Origin of the sequence: Vibrio sp. B181a (assembly GCF_030248375.1) — a bacterium.
In the GTDB taxonomy this organism is placed as follows: Bacteria; Pseudomonadota; Gammaproteobacteria; order Enterobacterales; family Vibrionaceae; genus Vibrio; species Vibrio campbellii.
This window is the reverse complement of record NZ_JAHGAD010000047.1, coordinates 56,600-76,291: the sequence shown is the minus strand read 5'-3', so window position 1 is coordinate 76,291 and position 19,692 is coordinate 56,600. Positions and strand designations below refer to the sequence as shown.

Genomic DNA, 19,692 nt, shown 5'->3' with positions numbered 1-19,692 from the left:
GGCTAGTAGCTCAGAATCTGATTCAAAAACGCTTGTGTACGAGGGTGTTGAGGGGTTTCAAACAGTGCAACGGGTGAGTTCATTTCGATGATTTCACCTTCGTCCATAAATACCACTCGATTCGCTACTTTTTTCGCAAAACCCATTTCGTGAGTCACACAAATCATGGTCATGCCACTTTGTGCTAACTCCACCATCACGTCCAACACTTCGTTGATCATTTCAGGATCGAGCGCCGAGGTTGGCTCGTCAAACAGCAATAAATCTGGCTCCATACAGAGCGAGCGTGCGATAGCCACACGTTGCTGCTGACCACCAGACAGTTGAATTGGGTATTTGTTGGCTTGCTCTTCGATGTTAACGCGCTTGAGATAATGCATTGCACGCTCTTCTGCTTCCTGCTTCGACAGCTTCAGAGTGCGGATTGGGGCAAGAGTCAGGTTTTCTAAAACCGTGAGGTGCGGAAAAAGATGAAAGTGCTGAAACACCATTCCGACTTTACCCGGTTTTTGTGCTTTGGAATTTGCAGGATGCTCAAAGACGCTGAGCTCGCCCTCTTGGATGGATTCTAAGTGGTTGATGCAACGAATTAGTGTCGATTTACCTGAGCCGGAAGGGCCACAAACGACCACGATTTCACCGGTGTGTACTGAAAAATTAATGTCTTTAAGGGCGTGGTATTCGCCATACCACTTGTTAACGCCGCTGAACTCTACGACGATATTTTTCTCTTTCAAGGCTGCCAACTTTTAGAATAAATTTCTTTCTACAATAACAAGTTATTAACCGTATTGCACCTGTTTATCAGAGGTAAACTGTCCAACTGGTGAGCAAATAACTCATGACAAAACTAACCGATAATATAGTCAGTTTTAGAGAAAACGGATCACAATTGCGAAGACAGACATGGTGATAAGAAACTGTGCAGAGTAATAAGTTGTCATCACCACTTGGCGAGAAAATACCGATGTACTGCCAAATCGTTCGAAGGCGAGGACAACACCAGACATGGTGAAGATAAAGCTGCCTAGTACGGCGAACGCCGACGATTGGGTTTTACCACTGGCGTAGTATTCCAATGCCATCCAAAGCATGGTCATCAAAACAAAGATGTAGCTTGCCACCGACCACTTTTCTTTCCCTAAATCGGGCTTAAAAAAGAAATAGGCACACAGTCCTGCACCAAATACGGCAAAGGGAATCCATGGAGTAAAATGCCAAGCCGCCATATTGATGAAACCCAAGGCATAGCTAATTTGAGCAAGGCAAAACAGTTTAATGCCTGCAAGAAACTTGTCTTTTGGGTGCATCAAGATTAAGTCGCCCATGAGCGACAATGAGAGCCCGCCAATGATCCACTGGGTGTAGGGAAGGTGACTTGCCGGAGACAGCATTAACATCCCAATCATTGCTGTGATTGGAAGCGGTTTGGTCAAAAAGAATAACCACTTAGGGCCAGTCTTAATGCTGATGATATGTATGAGCGCGCAAGCTACGACAATCAGCCACATACGAATAACTCTTGAATAGACGACTAAACGCTCATTTTTTATGAGCAAGCAAAAAAGTGACACTTCGATTGGTAAGCACTTGGTTTGTTTTTGGTCATCGGCTTACACAACAACATCGAACTATCGCCTGTTTGTTATTTTTTTAGCAGAAAAGTTCAATTTATATCGTTTTGTCAGTGTGCGGCTAAATTACCATAAAAAAACGGCATTGTGTCTGCGAGGACACAATACCGTTAAAAAAGGCAGTAATTTGATAGATCGAGTCGTTATGCGACCGCTAGGTCAAGAATTTTTCGACTGTTTTCTAGGTCAATCGCTTGGTTCTCGCCAAGAACGGTCATGCCATGCTTTGATAGCTGTGCAATGACTGAATCAATAGCGGCTTCACGATCATCACCGTAACCTTCAAGTTGAGTTGCGACGTCTAGCTGATGGTAGAAAGCTTCGATCGCTTGAATCGTGCGCTCTGCCAAATCTTCACCTTCTGATAAGCCAAATACGTTGCGACCCATTTGCTCAAGTTTAGGGCGTTTGAACTGCATTTGGTTACGAAGTAGTGATGGTTGGATGATCGCTAGTGAACGTGCGTGGTCTACGTGCCAAAGCGCCGTTAGTTCGTGACCAATCATGTGTGTTGCCCAGTCTTGAGGAACACCGCTACCGATAAGACCGTTCAATGCTTGGTTTGCGGTCCACATTAGGTTGGCACGCCATTGGTCGTTATCGCGCTCTGCGAACTGATCGCCCAGTACTTTAAGGTTTTTCAGTAGTGCTTCTGCGTAACCGTCTTGAACCATTGCGCCTGTTGGTAGTGTTAGGTATTGCTCACAAACGTGAACCCATGCATCCACAAGGCCGTTGATGAGCTGACGCTCTGGTAGGGTCTTCATTACGTCTGGGTCAAGAACTGCAAACTTCGGTTGAACTGCAGGTGCTAAGAACGCCAATTTATCTTGTGTTTCTTTTTTAGTGATTACCGCGCCCATGTTTGACTCAGAACCTGTCGCAGGCAACGTAAGAATGGCAGCAAGTGGTGTTGCTTCGGTTACTTGATGCTTGCCTACCATGATGTCCCAGCCGTCCCCGTCGTATTTTGCTGATGCTGCGACGTACTTAGAACCATCGATAACTGAACCACCACCTACAGCTAGGATAAAGTCAACGTTTTGTTCTTTCACGATAGCAACCGCTTTATCTAGTGTTTCTTTAGTTGGGTTTGGCTCAACACCCGAAAACTCAAGCCACTCTCGGCCTTCCAATGCTTGCGCTACTTGATCGTAAACACCGTTCTTCTTGATCGAGCCGCCGCCGTAGATCACAAGTACTTTTTGGTCGGCAGGAATTGCGTCTTTGATTGCCGCGATTTGGCCTTGGCCGAAGAAGATTTGAGTTGGGTTGACGTATGAAAAGTTCATTATTATACCTCTTGCTTCCAATGTGAGGAGAGTGAATATGTGCATATTAGTACGTGCTGAAGTGGCTGAGTAGGCCGATTTCTGCAAATTTGTTGCCTATTCCTACATAATTGCGTGCATTGCTCTGGAACTGAGTGACGAACTCCAAGTATAGTGCGTGGCAAATGAATGGAGTAACAAAATGAAGACACTTGCTGAGAGCATGCAGCAATACGCGACGAAATTCGGCTTAGACGATCTCGAAGGGATTAAAGAAACTGCCATTGATGGAGTGTGGTTTTACCGCAGTAGTAAAGGGAACAATCGCCAACCTTTTGTGTACCAGTCTGGCATTATCGTGTTAGGACAAGGGTACAAGAACATCCATATTGGCCAAAGTCCGGTGCGTTATGGACCCGATGATTATTTGGTGGTTGGTGTCCCAATGCCGCTCGAGTGTGAAGCGATTGCCGTCGACAATGAACCCTTGCTAGGTATCTCTATCGATATTTCTCCAGCACTGCTACAAAAGCTCGTGAAGAAGCTGGAATCACAACGTTTTACTAATGTGTGTGAAGACGCCACTCGCTGCGGGTTGAAGTCGGTACAAATGAACGAGCAAATGCTTGATGCATGTAAACGCCTGATGACGACGTTATGTGACGAGCTAGAGGTTGCCATGCTCGGTGAGATGCTTTTAGAAGAGATAGTTTACCGAGCATTGGTAAGCGAATCTGGCCATGTTCTCTTTGAATTGGCGCACCAAGAAGGTTCTTATGCTCGCGTAGCTAAAGCTCTCAATCGTGTTCATCAGGAATATCATGAACAACTGAATGTACAATCCTTGGCGGAAGAGGCGAACATGAGCGTATCTGCGTTTCATCAAGCCTTCAGAAGTGTCACTCTAGAGTCGCCTTTGCAATACATAAAAAAGGTGCGTCTCAATAAAGCGCGTGAACTTATCCAAGTAGAAGGGCGCAGAGTAAATGATGCTGCGAGGCTAGTAGGCTACAGCAGCCCGTCACAGTTCAGTCGCGAATATAAAAGACATTTTAATGAAACACCTAGAGCAACAAAGGCTTAGTGATCTTTATTTCAATATTAGGACTTTTTTTCTCTTTTTTATTAATTTGCGATCGATATATTTATTTGAGTAGTGAAATTAGTTGTTGGTGCAAAATAAGATGTCAATTCTTGCAATCTATGAGTGGATTCTTGAGAGGTGTTGCTGAAAATTTATAAATAAGTAGTGTGAAATTCTGCACTTGTACTTAAGTTATTTTACGTCGAAACAAAAGTAAAAGGTACGCAACAATAAAGCGTATTTTGTATTGTATTAACAATAACTTAAGGAAGAGCAATATGTACCTTAGAAACGGGAAAGCAGGAAAGAGTGTATTCACACTCAGTACTTTGACTGCATCTTGTCTAATGGCATTCAACAGCTACGCAGCCGTTGACTGTACACCTCTAGAAGCTTGGGATTCATCGAAAGTTTATAATGGTGGTGACCAAGTTCAGCACGAAAATAGCGCATATAAAGCGCGCTACTGGACGCAAAACAACAATCCTGCTCAGTCAGGTGAATGGGGTGAGTGGGAAAACCTTGGCGCTTGTGATGGCGGCCCTGTTGATCCACCACTTAACGAAGTACCGACTGTTTCACTAACTTCTCCTTCTGCGTCGGCTTCTATTACAGCTGGTGACGTCGTTAACCTTGCAGCAGACGCTGCAGACACTGACGGCACAGTCAGCAAAGTTGAATTCTTTGTTGATGGCGCACTGGTTGGCACATCAACCGCAGCACCTTTTACTGCTTCATGGACGGCGACAGAGGGTGTTCACGAGTTCTCAACTAAAGCTTACGACGACAAAAACGCAGCGAGCACTGTGAGTGCAGTTACGCTTACAGTTGCTGCTGGTCAACCTGGTAACGAAGCACCAACGGTAGACGTAGCGCTATCAACCACTTCTGTTGAGCTTGGCGGCACGGTAACGGTTTCTGCTACTGCGGCAGACGCGGATGGTACGGTTGCTAAAGTTGAGTTCTTTGCTGCAGGGGCTTTGATTGGTACAGCGACCGCTGCGCCTTACGCTGTTGATTTCACTCCAGCAGCGGCTGGCTCGGTATCGATTTATGCTAAAGCGACTGACGATGCTGGCGCAACAACAGATTCTTCCCTTGTATCACTATCAGTAAATGGTGGTGCAGTAACTTCAAACTGTCGTCCTGATGGCCTGTACCAAACGGCTGGTGTGGATGTACCTTACTGTACGATTTACGACAAAGACGGCCGTGAATTGATGGGTGCAGATCACCCACGTCGTGTGATTGGTTACTTCACAAGTTGGCGCAGTGGTGATGACCCACAAGCGGCTTACCTTGTGAAAGACATTCCTTGGGATCAGCTAACTCACATTAACTACGCGTTTGTGAGCATCGGTTCAGACGGTAAAGTGAACGTTGGTGACGTGACTGATCCAACTAACCCTGCAACTGGTAAAACTTGGCCGGGTGTAGAAGTAGACCCAGCACTAGGCTTTAAAGGTCACTTCGGTGCACTTGCTACTTACAAGCAAAAGCATGACGTTAAAACGCTGATCTCGATCGGTGGTTGGGCTGAAACCGGTGGTCACTTCGGCGCAGACGGTAATCGTGTTGCGGATGGTGGCTTCTACACGATGACAACCAACGCAGACGGTTCAATCAACCACGCAGGTATCGAGAAGTTCGCGACTTCTGCCGTTGAAATGATGCGTACCTACAAATTCGATGGTCTAGACATCGACTACGAATACCCAACGTCTATGGCAGGTGCAGGTAACCCTTACGATAAAGACTTCATGGAACCACGTCGTCCATACCTATGGGCTTCATACCAAGAACTAATGAAGGTCCTACGTGAGAAACTGGACGCAGCATCTGCACAAGATGGCATCCACTACATGCTGACTATCGCAGCGCCTTCGTCGGGCTACCTACTGCGTGGTATGGAAACCTTTGATGTTACCAAGTACCTCGATTACGTGAACATCATGTCTTACGACTTGCACGGTGCTTGGAACGATCACGTTGGTCACAACGCGGCACTATTTGATACAGGTAAAGACTCTGAGCTTGCTCAATGGAACGTATACGATACAGCGGCTTACGGTGGTATTGGTTACTTGAACACTGACTGGGCTTACCATTACTTCCGCGGTTCAATGCCTGCTGGTCGTATCAATATTGGTGTGCCTTACTACACCCGCGGTTGGCAAGGTGTAACAGGTGGTGAAAATGGTCTTTGGGGCCGCGCTGCACTACCTAACCAATCAGAGTGTGCACCAGGTACTGGTGAAGGTGAGAAGAACAACTGTGGTCACGGTGCTCTAGGTATCGATAACATGTGGCACGATACTGACCCTAAAGGTAACGAAATGGGTGCAGGTTCTAACCCTATGTGGCACGCGAAGAACCTAGAGAAAGGCATTTGGGGTTCTTACGCTCAAGCTTACGGTCTAGATCCTGTGAACGATCCATCAGACCAATTGGTGGGCACGTACACGCGTAACTACGATGATGTTGCAGTCGCACCATGGCTATGGAACGCAGAGAAGAGTGTATTCCTGTCAACAGAAGACAAAGCGTCTGTTGAAGTGAAAGCAGACTACGTTATCGATAAAGAGATCGGCGGTATCATGTTCTGGGAACTAGCAGGTGACTACAACTGTTACGTACTAGACGCGAACGGTAACCGTACTACGATTGATGCAACTGAACAGGCTTGTGCTGCGGGTAATGGTGAGTACCACATGGGTAACACTATGACTAAAGCGATTTACGACAAGTTTAAGTCTGCAACACCTTACGGTAACAAGATTGCGACAGGTGCCATCCCAACAGAAGCTGTTGATATCGCAGTGAGCGTTGGTGGCTTTAAAGTGGGTGACCAAAACTACCCAATCAACCCTAAGATCACGTTCACAAACAACACAGGTCAAGCGATTCCTGGTGGTACTGAATTCCAGTTCGATATTCCTGTATCGGCACCGGATAACGCGAAAGATCAGTCTGGTGGTGGCCTAAGCGTGATTGCTTCTGGACATACTCGTGCGAACAACATTGGTGGTTTGGATGGTGTAATGCACCGTGTATCTTTCTCGCTACCAGCATGGAAAGACCTACCAGCGGGCGGCACTTACGAGCTTGACATGGTTTACTACCTACCAATCTCCGGCCCTGCTAACTACACGGTGATTTCTGGTGGTAAAGAGTTCGCGTTCAAGTTTGAGCAACCAGACCTACCAATCGGTGACTTAAACTCTGGCACTGGTGGCGGCGGTGGTACTGAGCCTGGTACTTGTGACACAACAGGCCTTGTGACTTACCCTGACTTCCCACAAACGGACTGGCAAGGTAACCCAAGCCACGCTAACCAAGGTGATAAAGTGATTCACAATGGTGTGGTATACCAAGCAAACTGGTGGACAGCATCAGAGCCGGGTAGTGACGGTAGCTGGTCGACAGTATGTAACGTTTAATCCAGATTGAATGGATAACAAAAGCGCGCGATTTAAATCGCGCGCTTTTTTATTGTGGGGGGATATGATTTTGTTGCTTTGGATTATTGCAAATAGACGCTGGAGTAAACGATCAGAACTCATAACCTTCAGGAATAACCACGATCCCTTTTTCTGATACATGAAATCGTTTGGCGTCTTCGATTTTGTTGATACCAATTTGTGTGTGCGGTGGAATACGAACGTGCTTGTCAATAATGCAACTGACGAGCTGACAGCCTTCGCCGACCTCTACATCATCGAAAATAATGCTATCGACGACGGTTGCGCTGTCTTGAATACGCACGTTGGACGCGATAACAGAGTGCTGAACGGAACCTCCGGAGTTAATGACACCATTGGCAATGATGGAGTTAATAAAAATCCCTTCATTACCTGTCGCCGATGATACGGTTCTTGCTGGTGGAAATTGGGCTTCATAAGTACGCACTGCCCAATTTGGCTGATACAAGTTCATTGGTGGGACGGGTTCTAACAAATCCATGTTGGCCTCGTAGAAAGAATCGATCGTCCCTACATCGCGCCAGTAACAATCTTTGTCTACACGACCTTTACTACCGCAGAACTTATAAGCGTAAACGGATTGAGTGTCGATCAGCTTAGGAATGATGTCTTTTCCAAAGTCATGGCTTGAGTCTTCAAGCTTTGCATCTTCTTCTAGTGCTTCCTGCAGAACGTCCATATCAAAGATGTAAATGCCCATAGAGGCAAGGCTCTGAGTTGGGTCATCAGGCAGGGTAGGCGGGTTCTCCGGTTTCTCGATGAAGGATTCAACTAAGCCGTTTTCTTTGATGCCCATTACACCAAAAGCCGTGGCATCCTCTACCGGGACATCCATACAAGCAACGGTGAGTTTTGCGCTGTTTTCTTTGTGCTCTTCCAGCATCGCAGCGTAATCCATGCGGTAGATATGGTCACCAGAAAGAACAACCACATACTTGGCATCATTGCGAGAGAGTAACCACATGTTGTGGTAGATGGCATCTGCTGTGCCTTCATACCATGCACCACCTTTGCGCATTTGGGGTGGAACGGCTGTGATGTATTCACCAAGTTCGGGATTAAAGATCGACCAACCATCTCGCAAGTGTTTTTGTAGCGAGTGTGATTTGTATTGAGTTAAAACCAATATCTTCCTCAAACCTGAATGAAGACAGTTAGTTAGAGTGAAATCGATAATACGATATTTACCACCAAATGGGACGGCTGGTTTGGCTCTATCATCGGTAAGTGGGCTCAATCTTGATCCCATACCGCCAGCTAAAATTACAGCGAGTGCGTCTTGCATAATGTTCCCTTTCCCTTGTATTACGTACTTCGAAAGCGACTTAAAGCCCGAGGAGTTAGCCAACTGCAGGAGGCTTTCGAGTGACGTTGTTGAGTGTCCTTTGAACTTATAAATGGTAATGCTATATAACGTAGTACAAGATTCGAGCCATAGAATTTTGTTAACAAAATCAATGCACTCAGCAGAAGAGGGTGTTATCGCTGCACTATATTAGGGAGTGGGAAAATATACTGTGCACTATAGTGGTGAGAGTGGTGTAATTACTCCAATTTTCAAAAGCCGGTTTACAATGTAAAGAGGTTCAAAAACAGTATGTTAGAGCATGTTCATAACAAAGCGGGAGCCAAATGGCTCCCGTTTCCCGTCAATCTTCTTGTTTTTATGAAAGGCCGATAATATTGCCTTGATCGTCAAGATCTAAGTTCATAAATGCAGGTTTGTCTGGCAGACCTGGCATAGTCATTACGTTCCCAGACAGTGCGTAAACAAAGCCCGCGCCGGCACATAAACGCAGCTCACGAATTGGTACGGTAAAACCACTTGGCGCGCCTTTTATGGCTGAATCCGTTGTGATTGAAAGCGGTGTTTTCGCAATGCACACCGCTAAGTCATCAAAGCCTAATTTCTCAAAGTGTGCCAGTTGTTGTTTCGCTAGCTCGCTCATTTCGATGTTTGATGCACCATAGCCCACTTCACATACTGCCATCAGCTTTTCTTTCAAGGATTGCTTCTTGGTGTAAAGAGGGCGGAATTGAGCGCCTTGCTCACAAGTTTCAACAACGTGCTGTGCGAGTTCAATAGCGCCTTCGCCACCTTGTGCAAATGCGGTGCTTACTGCCACTTTTACCTCAGGGTTAAAGCGCTCAATCAATGCTTTAAGCTCTGCCAATTCTTGTTCTGAATCTTGTGGGAACTGGTTGATGGCAACAACTGCAGGGATTCCGTATTTATGCACGTTATTGATGTGCCATTTCAGGTTTTCGAATCCGGCTTCAAGTGCGGCTTGGTCTGGATTGAAAATAGAGTCCGGAATCGCCATACCTGGTCGTAAGTCGTAGTGACCTGAGTTTGCTTTCAAACCACGAAGGGTCGCGACAATGACCACACAATCTGGCGCACGGTCAGCGGCTAATGCTTTAATGTTACAGGCTTTCTCAAAGCCCATGTCTGAGCCAAACCCAGCTTCCGTGACAACGTAACTAGAAAGTTTTAATGCAATCTGGTCTGCAATGATGGAAGAGTTACCGTGAGCGATGTTGGCAAATGGACCTGCGTGGATCAGAGTGGGTACGCCTTCAAGCGTTTGCATTAGAGTAGGGGCAATGGTCTCTTTCAATGTGACCGCCATGGCGCCGGCAACTTGCAAATCTTCAGTCGTTACTGGATTACCATTCAAATCATAAGCAACGACGATGCGACCAATACGTTGACGAAGATCTTTAAGGTCATTTGCTAGCGCAAGGATAGCCATGAGTTCGGACGCGGCAGAAATATCAAAACCTTCTTCACGTTCGAAGCCGTTGATGTTCTTACCTTCTTCATTCAAGCCTATTTTTACCATGCGCAGTGCTCGGTCGTTGTGGTCCATCACACGTTTCCATGTGATTCGCTCAACATCGATTTTCAGCGCTTTTAAACCCGTTCGAGCTTCAAATGCATCGTAACCTTCACGTTGTTCATGATAGAGACGAGCATCAAGTGCTGCTGACGCTAGGTTATGCGCGGCCGTGACAGCATGGATATCGCCAGTTAAATGAAGGTTGAGCTCGTCCATTGGCGCCACTTGAGAGTAACCGCCACCAGCAGCGCCACCTTTGACCCCAAAGACAGGCCCCATAGAAGGCTGACGAATACACGCCATCACAGATTGGTTCATCTTGGATAGACCTTGAGATAGACCGATTGTGGTAACCGTTTTGCCTTCACCCAGTGGGGTAGGCGTAATTGCAGTGACCAACACCAATTTACCATCTTGATTGTCAGTTAGACGCTCAAGACATTGGGGATGAACTTTAGCTTTGTGTTTTCCGTGCGTATCGAGTTCGTGTGGCAAAAGACCAGCGTTTGCGGCGACAGTAGCGATAGAAGACAAAGGTGTGTTTCGGCAAATTTCAATATCAGACTGCATGGATACTCCCAAAAAATGGCTAACACGTGGCGATCAACACTAGGCAAGTAAAAGCTTGCTTAGTGTTGCGCAAACGTTTGCGCGAGAATAATACTGGTAAAATAAGAGGTGTAAAGCAGTTCGTGCGCCTTAGCGTGCTACATCATAACAAAAAACACTAAATACTGCGCTAGATCAAAACAAAAAGGCCACCTAATGGTGACCTTTGCGTGTTTTTTGCTCTAAGTGCTTGGTTCTTAGCGATCCCAGTATGTCTCTTCTAAGCTGTCTTCACGCTCTGGTAGTGCGCGAGATAGGCGAGGAGAGTGCTGAGTTAGTACTTCGTAGCTTACGCGGTTTGCGTACTTACAAATCTGAGATAGAGAAGAGTAAGTTAGGCAACGTACTTCGTGTTTCTCTGAACCTGGTACTTCTTTCTGGTGGAAAGAGTTGGCCGCCATATCGTGCAGAAGTGCAGACAGTGCCGCATCACCTGCGCCATTGGTGTTCTTGATTTCAAGAGGGCCACCAAGGTAAGGACCAATATGAGAGTACACTTTCATTGGTGCTTTACAGTCGTCTTTGCGCATTGCACGGCTAAATTCAAACTTGTTGAACTCTTCGATAGAGCCTTCAAGAATGTCATGTGTGGTTTCACGTTTTACTTTCTCTTCCGTGTAACCCGCCATGTATAGACCATCTGGGCCAGCAGTACAAAGTACAAGGTCTACCCACTCAAGTGCTTTATCTGCAGCCGCAAGAGGGTCGGTTTCACCTGTTAGTGCGGCGCCTTCTTCTTCGTTCATTGCAACGACAGAGACGTTGTCGCGAATGTACTCTTGCCACCATTCTACATTGCCTTCAATCACGTATTTTGTACCTAGAGTCAGTACTACAGGGACTTCGTGCTTCTTAGCAAATTCGATTGCGCGCTGAACCGCTTGAGGCATTTGGTCTTCTTTCTTACCACGCATAAGGTAAGAAGAAACCACAAGAGCTGATGCTTTAGTAAAGACTTCTTCAGGGATGCTTTCCGGAGACAGCTTGTTCATGTGGCCTTCGTTAATTGCGAAGGTACGCTCGCCGTCTTGAGAAATTAGCGTGTAGCAACGACCAATAGGACCATCTACCGTTTGCAGGTGGTTAAGGTTCATGCGAGAAGAGGTGCGGCATAGGTAGCGGTATGCGAAAGAACCCACTTGGATGTTCTTCGACATTACGCCTAAGAGTACTGATTTACTATCAGCCAAAACAGAGTAGTTATGTAGTGTGTTGCCGATAGTATCACCAGGGTATTGGTGAGTAATCAGACCTTGTTCTACTAACTCTTCATACAATGCGTCTGCTTTGCTCTCTTCAAGAACGAGAGAATGACCTTTACTAAGGTTATATTTTTCTAAAAACGCATCGTCTACGCGCGCTTCGATATCAACGATGGTTTGACCAACACCGACAATCGTTGGGCGGTACAGCTTAGGCGCCTGTCGGATTTGGTTGACTAATGGATCTCGAGCGTGAGTTGGAAAGTAGTGTTTAGATTTTCGCTGACCAGGAAACTTCATGCTTGTTCTTGAGTGAGAAAAAAAGAGGCGGGATTGTATCACAAAATTTTGAAATTCGTTGCGTTTTATTACAAAGAAATTTGCCCGCTGAAAAATGCAGCGGGCTGATGTTTTTACAAGCGATTTGGGGTTAATTCGTAGGAGTTACAGTCGGTTCGACGTAAGCTTTGGTTCCGTACAATGGGACCGTTGATAGGCTGTGCTTAAAGCTGCCTTCTGTCTCTTTCGTTGTGTAAGACAAGTAAAGCAATGTTTGGTTTTCAGGATCGTAGATACGACGCACTTTCATGGTTTTGAAGAAGATACTCTTCGACTTCTTAAAGACCACTTCACCAGACTTGCTCTTATCGATTTTTGCAATCATTTCTGGGGTAATGTCACCAGTTTGGCGACAAGAGATAGAGCTGTCACTTGGATCGGACAAGCTCAGGTTTGCTTCAATAGAAGCGATGTGACAAGTAACACCTGTCACCACTTCATCTTGTAGGTGACCGATTTTAATGTCTTTCATTGTGAACATACCAAGCGACACGTCACCGACTTCATTGTCGCTACAGCCAGCTAATACAGTGATCAATCCAAGCGCAAGCAAGCTCTTTTTCATTTTTCTTCCCTTAAATAGGCTAATTTATTAACTCAATTTATCAGACGTGCACGGTTAAAACAAAATTTGGCGTTACCTCAGGACTTTAGCTAGGTTTGTAAGAGGCTTCATGCTAATGTACCGCTCCAGAACAGGTGAGCACTACATTTCTAATCAAAGTCCTGTCTTTTACTCGCTGTAAGTTTCATCATTAGCAGCGCTTAAGGTAAGAAAATGAACGAACAACAGTTAGAAAGCATTAAAAGAAAAAACGCGTGGTTGCATGATTTGGTGGAAGTTGAGTTTCCAACAAAAGAAAGTTTGGAAGGCCGCGCAATCTACACACGAATGCTTGAAGAGCAATCGTACCAAGTTGTCGAAAAGTCTTTACTATTAGATAAAGAGCAGCGTTTGACCGCTGAAGATATCTTTCTTGTCGATTTTCATCGACTTACGGTCATGTTTTCTATTTTGCAGTCGCAACGCTGGTCTGATAAGCATGAGCAAGAAATGATTGTCGAGTACCTTACTCAAATCATACTCTCACCGGAATTTGAACTTTATGTTGGTTTCGCTGAAGGCGAAGCCGTTGGCGCCGCGATTGTAAGTCAATATGAAGGCAATACCGTTATTTCTGACACTGTGGTTTCTCAAAATTTAGATAAGACTCAGTTTGTCTCAGATTTAGCGAAAAAATTGAACGCCGATCAAAAATTGTATGAAACAATAGTCTTAGAAAATTGATTCAAGTCGAGGCTCGTTTGGGCTTCGACATTTAATATAAGCACAACTCCTTTCTCGGCTGGGTAAAACATGACTAAGCGTTTGACGCGTTTATTGGCTCTATTAATGTGCTTAGGGACGGCCGCAGTCAATGCTGATGAATCTGATTGGGAAATCAAAAGAATACTGGTACTTCACTCGTATGAACCGTCCTACCAATGGACAAATGACATTCAAAACGGGATCGAAGAAGGGTTTGAGCAAACCAACAATGAAGTAAAATTATCCATCGAATATCTGGATGCCAAGCGTGTGCATTCTGATGGTTACTTTGAGCGTATGGCGAACTACTTACAGCTCAAATATGCTGACTATACTTTTGATGGTGTCATCATTTCAGATGATGCGGCCTTGCAGTTTGCCAAGCGATACCTCTCCAATGAAAATCGTTCCACACCGCTTGTTGCTGTGGGCATAAACAATACACAAGCCACGTTAGATAGCCTCAGTACAGATGGCAGTATTCTCTACGAGCAAGACCGCGTAGAAGAAAACATCAAACTCATTAATCAATTGCGCCCAGGTATTAAAAACCTGTATTACCTAGCTGATCGTAGTATGACATCAGAGCTTATTCATAAGCGTGTCATAGCGGAGATGGCAAAGTATCCGCGCATAAACGTAATTGAGCTTCGCGATGAGACTTTGGCGGATGCGTCCAACCGGTTAAAAAATATTGACCCTAACGATGCAGTATTACTGACTCACTTTAATACTGAGCTGGAAAAAGGGGCTTATCATTCATACCAAGAAGTGGCTCATGTGGTCGGTAAGAAAAGTGCCGCACCGGTATTTGTGTTGTGGGAAATGTATTTGGATGAGCCCGGCATTCTTGGGGGATTCGTTAATCGCTCTGAACAATATGGATACTCTGCGTCAGAGCTAATGGCGAGCAAGCTTGGTCTCTCAATGACTAAGGTCGGGGACGAACTGATTTCTGAGGCGGTATTAGACTACAACGCGTTGGAGCATTACGGCATTAGTCGATTCGACGTGCCAAGAAGCGCGCACATCATCAATTCACCACCACCTGCGATTCAAGTGAACATTAAGTTACTCTTGTTTGCGTGTGCATTGATTGTTTTGCTGTCTTTGGTGATTGTTAGCCAGTTCATGACGATTAGACAACGTAAAGTCATCGATCAGAAAAACCGTAAAATCGTCACCTTGCAAAAGCGTACTTTGAATGTGCAGAAGGAGATGATTCACGTTCTTGGTGAAGCCATAGAGTCGCGCTCCGGTGAAACCGGTCAACACGTTAAGCGCGTCGCGAGACTCTCGGCAACTTTGGCTGAGTTTTGCGGATTGAGTCACCGAGAAGTCGAAATGATAGAAGTGATCAGCCCAATGCATGATGTGGGCAAAATCTCGGTTCCGGAGTCCATTCTCGATAAGAACGGTCAGTTGAACGCAGAAGAATGGGAGATCATGAAGCGTCATACCGTCAAAGGTTATGAACTGCTGAGCAATCGCGAGGGCGAAATTGCCAAATTGGCTGCGGTTGTCGCGCATGAACACCATGAGCGCTGGGACGGTACTGGCTACCCAAATGGATTGAAGGGGGAAGAGATTCATCTCTTTGCACGTATTGTTGCGATTGCGGATGTGTTTGATGCTCTGCTAAGTGAGCGTTGCTATAAACGTGCTTGGACAATTGAGGAAGTGGTTGAACTTTTCAAGCGTGAGCAAGGCAAACACTTTGACCCAGCCCTGAGTCAATTACTACTGGATAATTTAGATGACTTTATAGAAGTGCGCTTTATGTATCCAGATAACGATATTTAATTCAATCTATCATTGCTGAGTGAAGTTTCATATTTCTAACTTATGGGGCTTCATTCGGTGATCTTGCTTAGAAAAACGTTAATTCCCTTTTCTCATTTCTACGAAATGCCAAGTCTGTCGTTTAAACATTTCAAAACTTACCTATTATGTTGATACATATTTAGTACAAATAAATAAGTTAATAAGAACAACGTTAATTGTTCAACGAATGGTTTGAGATATTTGTTGGCGGGGGAAAGGCGTATGGCTATCAACAATATTAAGTGCGTCATATTCGATTGTGACGGTACGCTGGTCGACAGCGAAAGTTTGTGCTGTCAGGCATTGGTTAATGTGTTTGAGCAATACGGCGTAGAGATGAGTTTTGAAGAGTGTGTTGCACATTTCAAAGGTGGCAAGTTGGCCGATATCCTGCGTGATGCCAAAGCGCTCATGAACGTTAATGTGTCTATTGATGTTCTTGAACCACAATACCGTGTGGAGCTACAGAAGCTGTTTGTCCGCCACCTAAAACCAATGGATGGCGCAAAGCGTCTTATTCAATTCTTGGATTCACACAACATCGAGTATTGTGTGGCTTCTAATGGACCGAAAGACAAAATTGAATACTCGCTTGAGCTAACAGGGCTGCTAGATGCGTTTAAAGGAAAAGTCTTTTCTGCTTTCGATGCGAATAGTTGGAAGCCAGAGCCTGATTTGATCATGTATAGCGCGATGAATATGGGTTTTCTGCCAAGCGATTGTTTGTATATTGATGACACCCCAAAGGGCGTTGAGGCAGGATTAAACGCAGGTGTGAAAACAGTGCAGCTTTACAACGGCGCGCCAATCAACCGAGTGGAAGATGAGCGCGTTATCCGAATTCATCATCTTGACGAACTAAAAGAGCAGCTCTTAGGCTGCTCAGTTTAATGACAAACGTTACTCAAGCTATGGATATGTTTGAATTTGGCTTGTAGAAACGGAGTTTGGTGCAAACATTGGATGGAAGAGAAGTTTTTCGTGTGGAACCCGCAAGAGGCGCATGTGAATTTTTCACCGTCGGATGAAATCATATATTCATCGCATTGGCAGAGTGGACACTGAAGATCTTCAGTGTCTTTTGTTTTGTAATTATTCATATTGTTCACCAGCAGCAAAATTAAATTGGCAAGATCTAGAATAGCTGAACACCTATCCTTTGAACATTCTTTCATCAAATTCCGAAGATTATTTCGATTCACTTCAAAGTAAATTAATTTGCTACTCAGCTAATACTTGATTAAATAAATACACGTTTGTTTACAAGTCGGGAAAACTCTATGGTGCTTTCCTAGGCAACGTTAAAACACCTACTGAAAAAGGGCTCCAAAAACGGAGCCCTTTGCATTTGATATCCCTTAGATTGTATCGATTTGAACCTACTCACCTGATGGCGAAACGGTATTTAAGCCGTTCGGTAGCGTTTTAATACTTCGCCAAGTGAAACAGAAGCGTGGGTCAAATTGGTTACGCCTACTGTCGATTGCTGTGCCACTTCACGAATGGTGTTGGATTGTGAGCGAATATCTGACAGCTCAGATGCAATGTCATTTGCAACCGCACTTTGTTCTTCTGCCGACGTCGAGATCTGAATACTCATGTCCATCAAAGATCGTGCAGAATCAGCAATAGCAGTCACGTCCCCTCCAATTTCATCGATCAATTGACTACTCGTTTGAGCTTGCTGAACGGTACGCTCAGTAATTGATGCAATGTTTCGGCTCTCAGATTGAAGCTTTTCAATCATGGCTTGGATCTCAACCGTCGCTTGCTGGGTACGGCTTGCAAGGGTGCGGACTTCGTCTGCAACTACGGCAAACCCACGGCCTTGCTCACCGGCACGAGCGGCTTCAATAGCAGCATTTAATGCGAGTAGATTAGTTTGCTCTGAGATGGCGTTGATCGTCGTGATGACATCATTAATCTGCGTCGTGTTTTCATTCAAACTGTTTACTGACGTTGACGCCTGTTCGATGTAACTTGAAAGGGTTTCAATCTCTGAAATGACGCTTTGAACGCGAGCGCGGCTATTTTCAATCTGCTGGGCATCTTGGTCTGATTGAAGTGTCGCTTGTTGAGAAATACTCGACACCTCTTTTGCTGACGCCGTCATCTCTTCCATTGCCGTGGCGACAGAATCCAGCGTTTGATACTGATGCGCAATTTGAGTTTCACTTAACTTCATGTCTTGTTCGAACGCGGCAGAAGTTTCGCTCATTGTATTGGCATTGTCTTTTACGCTGTTTACTAATTCAGTTAGCGTATCCATTGATTTATCGAGCGCACAGCCAATTGTACCAAACTCATCTCGCCCTGGATGGAAACCAAGACGAGAGGTTAAGTCTCCTTCACCAATCTTTTGTGTGGTGGTGTAAAGCACCCAAAGTGCGCCGCCAAGGAAAGTGGCAACCCAGTAATTGAATAGGGCAAACGGCACCACCCAAAGAAAGCTAAGAAGAAAAGAGGTCAGGGCGTCAGATTTAGCTTGCTCAAATTGGCGTGAAAGGTTTTCTGTCAGTTGGATTGCCTGACCGGAATTCAGCTTTGCGTAAGCCGTTACCGTTCCATTATTGAACGTCGCATCACCGGCGTTACTTGTACTCACCACACCATTTAGGTTCGCCAAGCTTTGAGGCTGCGCTTGAACAATACCCGCAAGTTTGGCTTCTACAGTAAGGATAGACTGTTCTTCAAACTGCTGAATATCATTGAAATATCGGCTTCCTGCCACTGAAGTCAGAGTCACTAGGAATAGAAGAAAAATGACCCAGATTTTGTCGTTGATAGACATTTTAATAAATAGCTTGTCTATCGTTCTAAACTCAACTTCTCTCATTAATCGCTCCATTTGAGATGAAAAGGGGTGAACTAAGTTAGAGAACTATCGAAACAAAATATGAGATGGTAATCAGCAAAATATGTAACGAGTAGTTGATTGATTTCAAATTATGAGAACTGTGATCACATCTAACGGTATGTTATATCTATTAATGACAATTACATTGATTAATTTTAACAATGAATTGCATATGAATTAGCGGCAAATTTGACGAAAAGTCAGTGGGTTAGGAGAGATGTTGCGCAAACGTTTACTTATGATTTCTGTCATAGCTTTCTAAATCTTTACTTCTCGCTGTCATGAATGTGTCATATAAAGGCTATAAAAAGGAGTTGCTGTCATCGATGAAGAAAAGAAATGGCAGTAAAGATTGAAGCAAGATTGCTTCAGGAGATGTAACACAAAGGAGGTCACAATGAGCGACCAATACCACAACGACGAATGCCTAGAGATGCTTGATGCACTTGAAATCGGTATTATCTTGTCGGACTACATTGGCTCAGAAGACGAAGCCGAATAAGTACAATTAGTACTCTCACCGCGTCACAACAGACGTTATACTTAAGTTCATGTAAGACGAGCCAAAAGGCCACTCACAGCGTCTAATGAACTTTCTAGCCCACCTGCATATTGCAGATCACTGTAATAGCCATTTAATGGGAAACTTGCTTGGAGATTTCGTAAAGGGAGATCCAAGCAAGCAGTATCACTCTGATATTTCCAATGGCATAAAACTCCACCGTTTTGTCGATCGCATCACCGATCACCATTCCATTGTTGAAGAGTGCAAGCCGCATTTTACGGGCGTGTCACGTCGCTTTGCGCCAATTGCACTGGATATGTTTTGGGACCATTGCTTAGCGAAGCACTGGCATGCATTTAGTCACCAGTCTTTAGATTCGTTTGTCCGATACGCGTATCAGCAAGTGAATAACCAAGTCTCTGATGAGTTACCACCAAGATTTTTATTGCTTCACAGTCGAATGTGGAGTGGAGGGTGGCTGCAGTCTTATCGAGATTTAGAGAACATTGAGTTTGCGCTTCATCGAATGTCACAAAGAAGCCCTCGTATGGCCGACCTCACTACGACATTTGAAGTTCTCGATCGCGAATATGAACAATTGGAAGGGAAGTTTTCGACTCTTTATCAAGATGTTCTGGAGCAGTCCAGCCAATTCCATCAACAGTTAGTGAATTCGTAAGTGAGTTCATTCATAACTCAATAATTTCATAGCGCCTTGTCTGCTAAAGGTAGT

14 protein-coding genes are annotated in these 19,692 nt (G+C 44.9%); 6 read left to right on the top strand and 8 right to left on the bottom strand.

Features of this window, described 5'->3' with window-relative positions; all coding sequences use genetic code 11:
* Positions 1–2: 2 nt before the first annotated feature.
* The 3 genes from KIO97_RS20755 to KIO97_RS20745 form a co-directional block, all read right to left on the bottom strand.
* Positions 3–737, bottom strand: a complete 735-nt coding sequence (locus KIO97_RS20755) for an amino acid ABC transporter ATP-binding protein (RefSeq protein ID WP_038863588.1) — start codon at positions 735–737, stop codon at positions 3–5.
* A 135-nt stretch (positions 738–872) separates the two neighbouring features.
* Positions 873–1,511, bottom strand: coding sequence for a lysoplasmalogenase (locus KIO97_RS20750; RefSeq protein WP_285383832.1), 639 nt, complete (start codon positions 1,509–1,511; stop codon positions 873–875).
* Between the two features lie 266 nt (positions 1,512–1,777).
* Positions 1,778–2,926: an iron-containing alcohol dehydrogenase gene (locus KIO97_RS20745; protein ID WP_043883406.1), complete on the bottom strand. Its 1,149-nt coding sequence runs from the start codon at positions 2,924–2,926 to the stop codon at positions 1,778–1,780.
* A gap of 181 nt (positions 2,927–3,107) precedes the next feature.
* On the opposite strand from KIO97_RS20745, the gene KIO97_RS20740 reads away from it, so the two are divergent.
* Positions 3,108–3,989 (top strand): AraC family transcriptional regulator, encoded by an 882-nt coding sequence (locus KIO97_RS20740; protein ID WP_005431409.1) that lies wholly within the window; start codon positions 3,108–3,110, stop codon positions 3,987–3,989.
* 278 nt (positions 3,990–4,267) lie between these two features.
* Complete coding sequence (locus KIO97_RS20735; protein WP_285383831.1) at positions 4,268–7,429, top strand: chitinase C-terminal domain-containing protein; 3,162 nt, start codon at positions 4,268–4,270, stop codon at positions 7,427–7,429.
* Positions 7,430–7,541: 112 nt separating this feature from the next.
* Here the strand turns inward: KIO97_RS20735 and glgC are convergent, their stop codons facing one another.
* The 4 genes from glgC to KIO97_RS20715 all read right to left on the bottom strand — a co-directional run bounded on the left by glgC (position 7,542) and on the right by KIO97_RS20715 (position 13,029).
* Positions 7,542–8,756, bottom strand: coding sequence for a glucose-1-phosphate adenylyltransferase (glgC, locus tag KIO97_RS20730; RefSeq protein WP_285383830.1), 1,215 nt, complete (start codon positions 8,754–8,756; stop codon positions 7,542–7,544).
* A gap of 379 nt (positions 8,757–9,135) precedes the next feature.
* Positions 9,136–10,884 carry a formate--tetrahydrofolate ligase gene (locus KIO97_RS20725; RefSeq protein WP_285383829.1) on the bottom strand — a complete coding sequence of 583 codons (1,749 nt, stop codon included), beginning with the start codon at positions 10,882–10,884 and terminating at the stop codon, positions 9,136–9,138.
* Positions 10,885–11,120: 236 nt separating this feature from the next.
* A complete protein-coding gene (locus KIO97_RS20720; RefSeq protein ID WP_285383828.1) occupies positions 11,121–12,425 on the bottom strand; it encodes an inosine/guanosine kinase in 1,305 nt (434 codons plus the stop codon).
* Positions 12,426–12,555: 130 nt separating this feature from the next.
* Entirely contained in the window at positions 12,556–13,029 is a 474-nt protein-coding gene (locus KIO97_RS20715) for a CreA family protein (RefSeq protein WP_005431604.1), read from the bottom strand.
* A 213-nt stretch (positions 13,030–13,242) separates the two neighbouring features.
* On the opposite strand from KIO97_RS20715, the gene KIO97_RS20710 reads away from it, so the two are divergent.
* From KIO97_RS20710 to KIO97_RS20700, 3 genes are all read left to right on the top strand, one after another.
* Positions 13,243–13,752 carry a hypothetical protein gene (locus tag KIO97_RS20710; protein WP_005431602.1) on the top strand — a complete coding sequence of 170 codons (510 nt, stop codon included), beginning with the start codon at positions 13,243–13,245 and terminating at the stop codon, positions 13,750–13,752.
* 69 nt (positions 13,753–13,821) lie between these two features.
* Positions 13,822–15,576 (top strand): HD domain-containing phosphohydrolase, encoded by a 1,755-nt coding sequence (locus tag KIO97_RS20705; protein WP_050909063.1) that lies wholly within the window; start codon positions 13,822–13,824, stop codon positions 15,574–15,576.
* Between the two features lie 243 nt (positions 15,577–15,819).
* Positions 15,820–16,488 (top strand): HAD-IA family hydrolase, encoded by a 669-nt coding sequence (locus tag KIO97_RS20700; RefSeq protein WP_005431606.1) that lies wholly within the window; start codon positions 15,820–15,822, stop codon positions 16,486–16,488.
* Between the two features lie 514 nt (positions 16,489–17,002).
* Here the strand turns inward: KIO97_RS20700 and KIO97_RS20695 are convergent.
* Positions 17,003–18,433 (bottom strand): methyl-accepting chemotaxis protein, encoded by a 1,431-nt coding sequence (locus KIO97_RS20695; RefSeq protein ID WP_045457832.1) that lies wholly within the window; start codon positions 18,431–18,433, stop codon positions 17,003–17,005.
* Positions 18,434–19,041: 608 nt separating this feature from the next.
* On the opposite strand from KIO97_RS20695, the gene KIO97_RS20690 reads away from it, so the two are divergent.
* Entirely contained in the window at positions 19,042–19,638 is a 597-nt protein-coding gene (locus KIO97_RS20690; RefSeq protein WP_285383827.1) for an ACP phosphodiesterase, read from the top strand.
* The last annotated feature ends 54 nt before the right edge of the window (positions 19,639–19,692 follow it).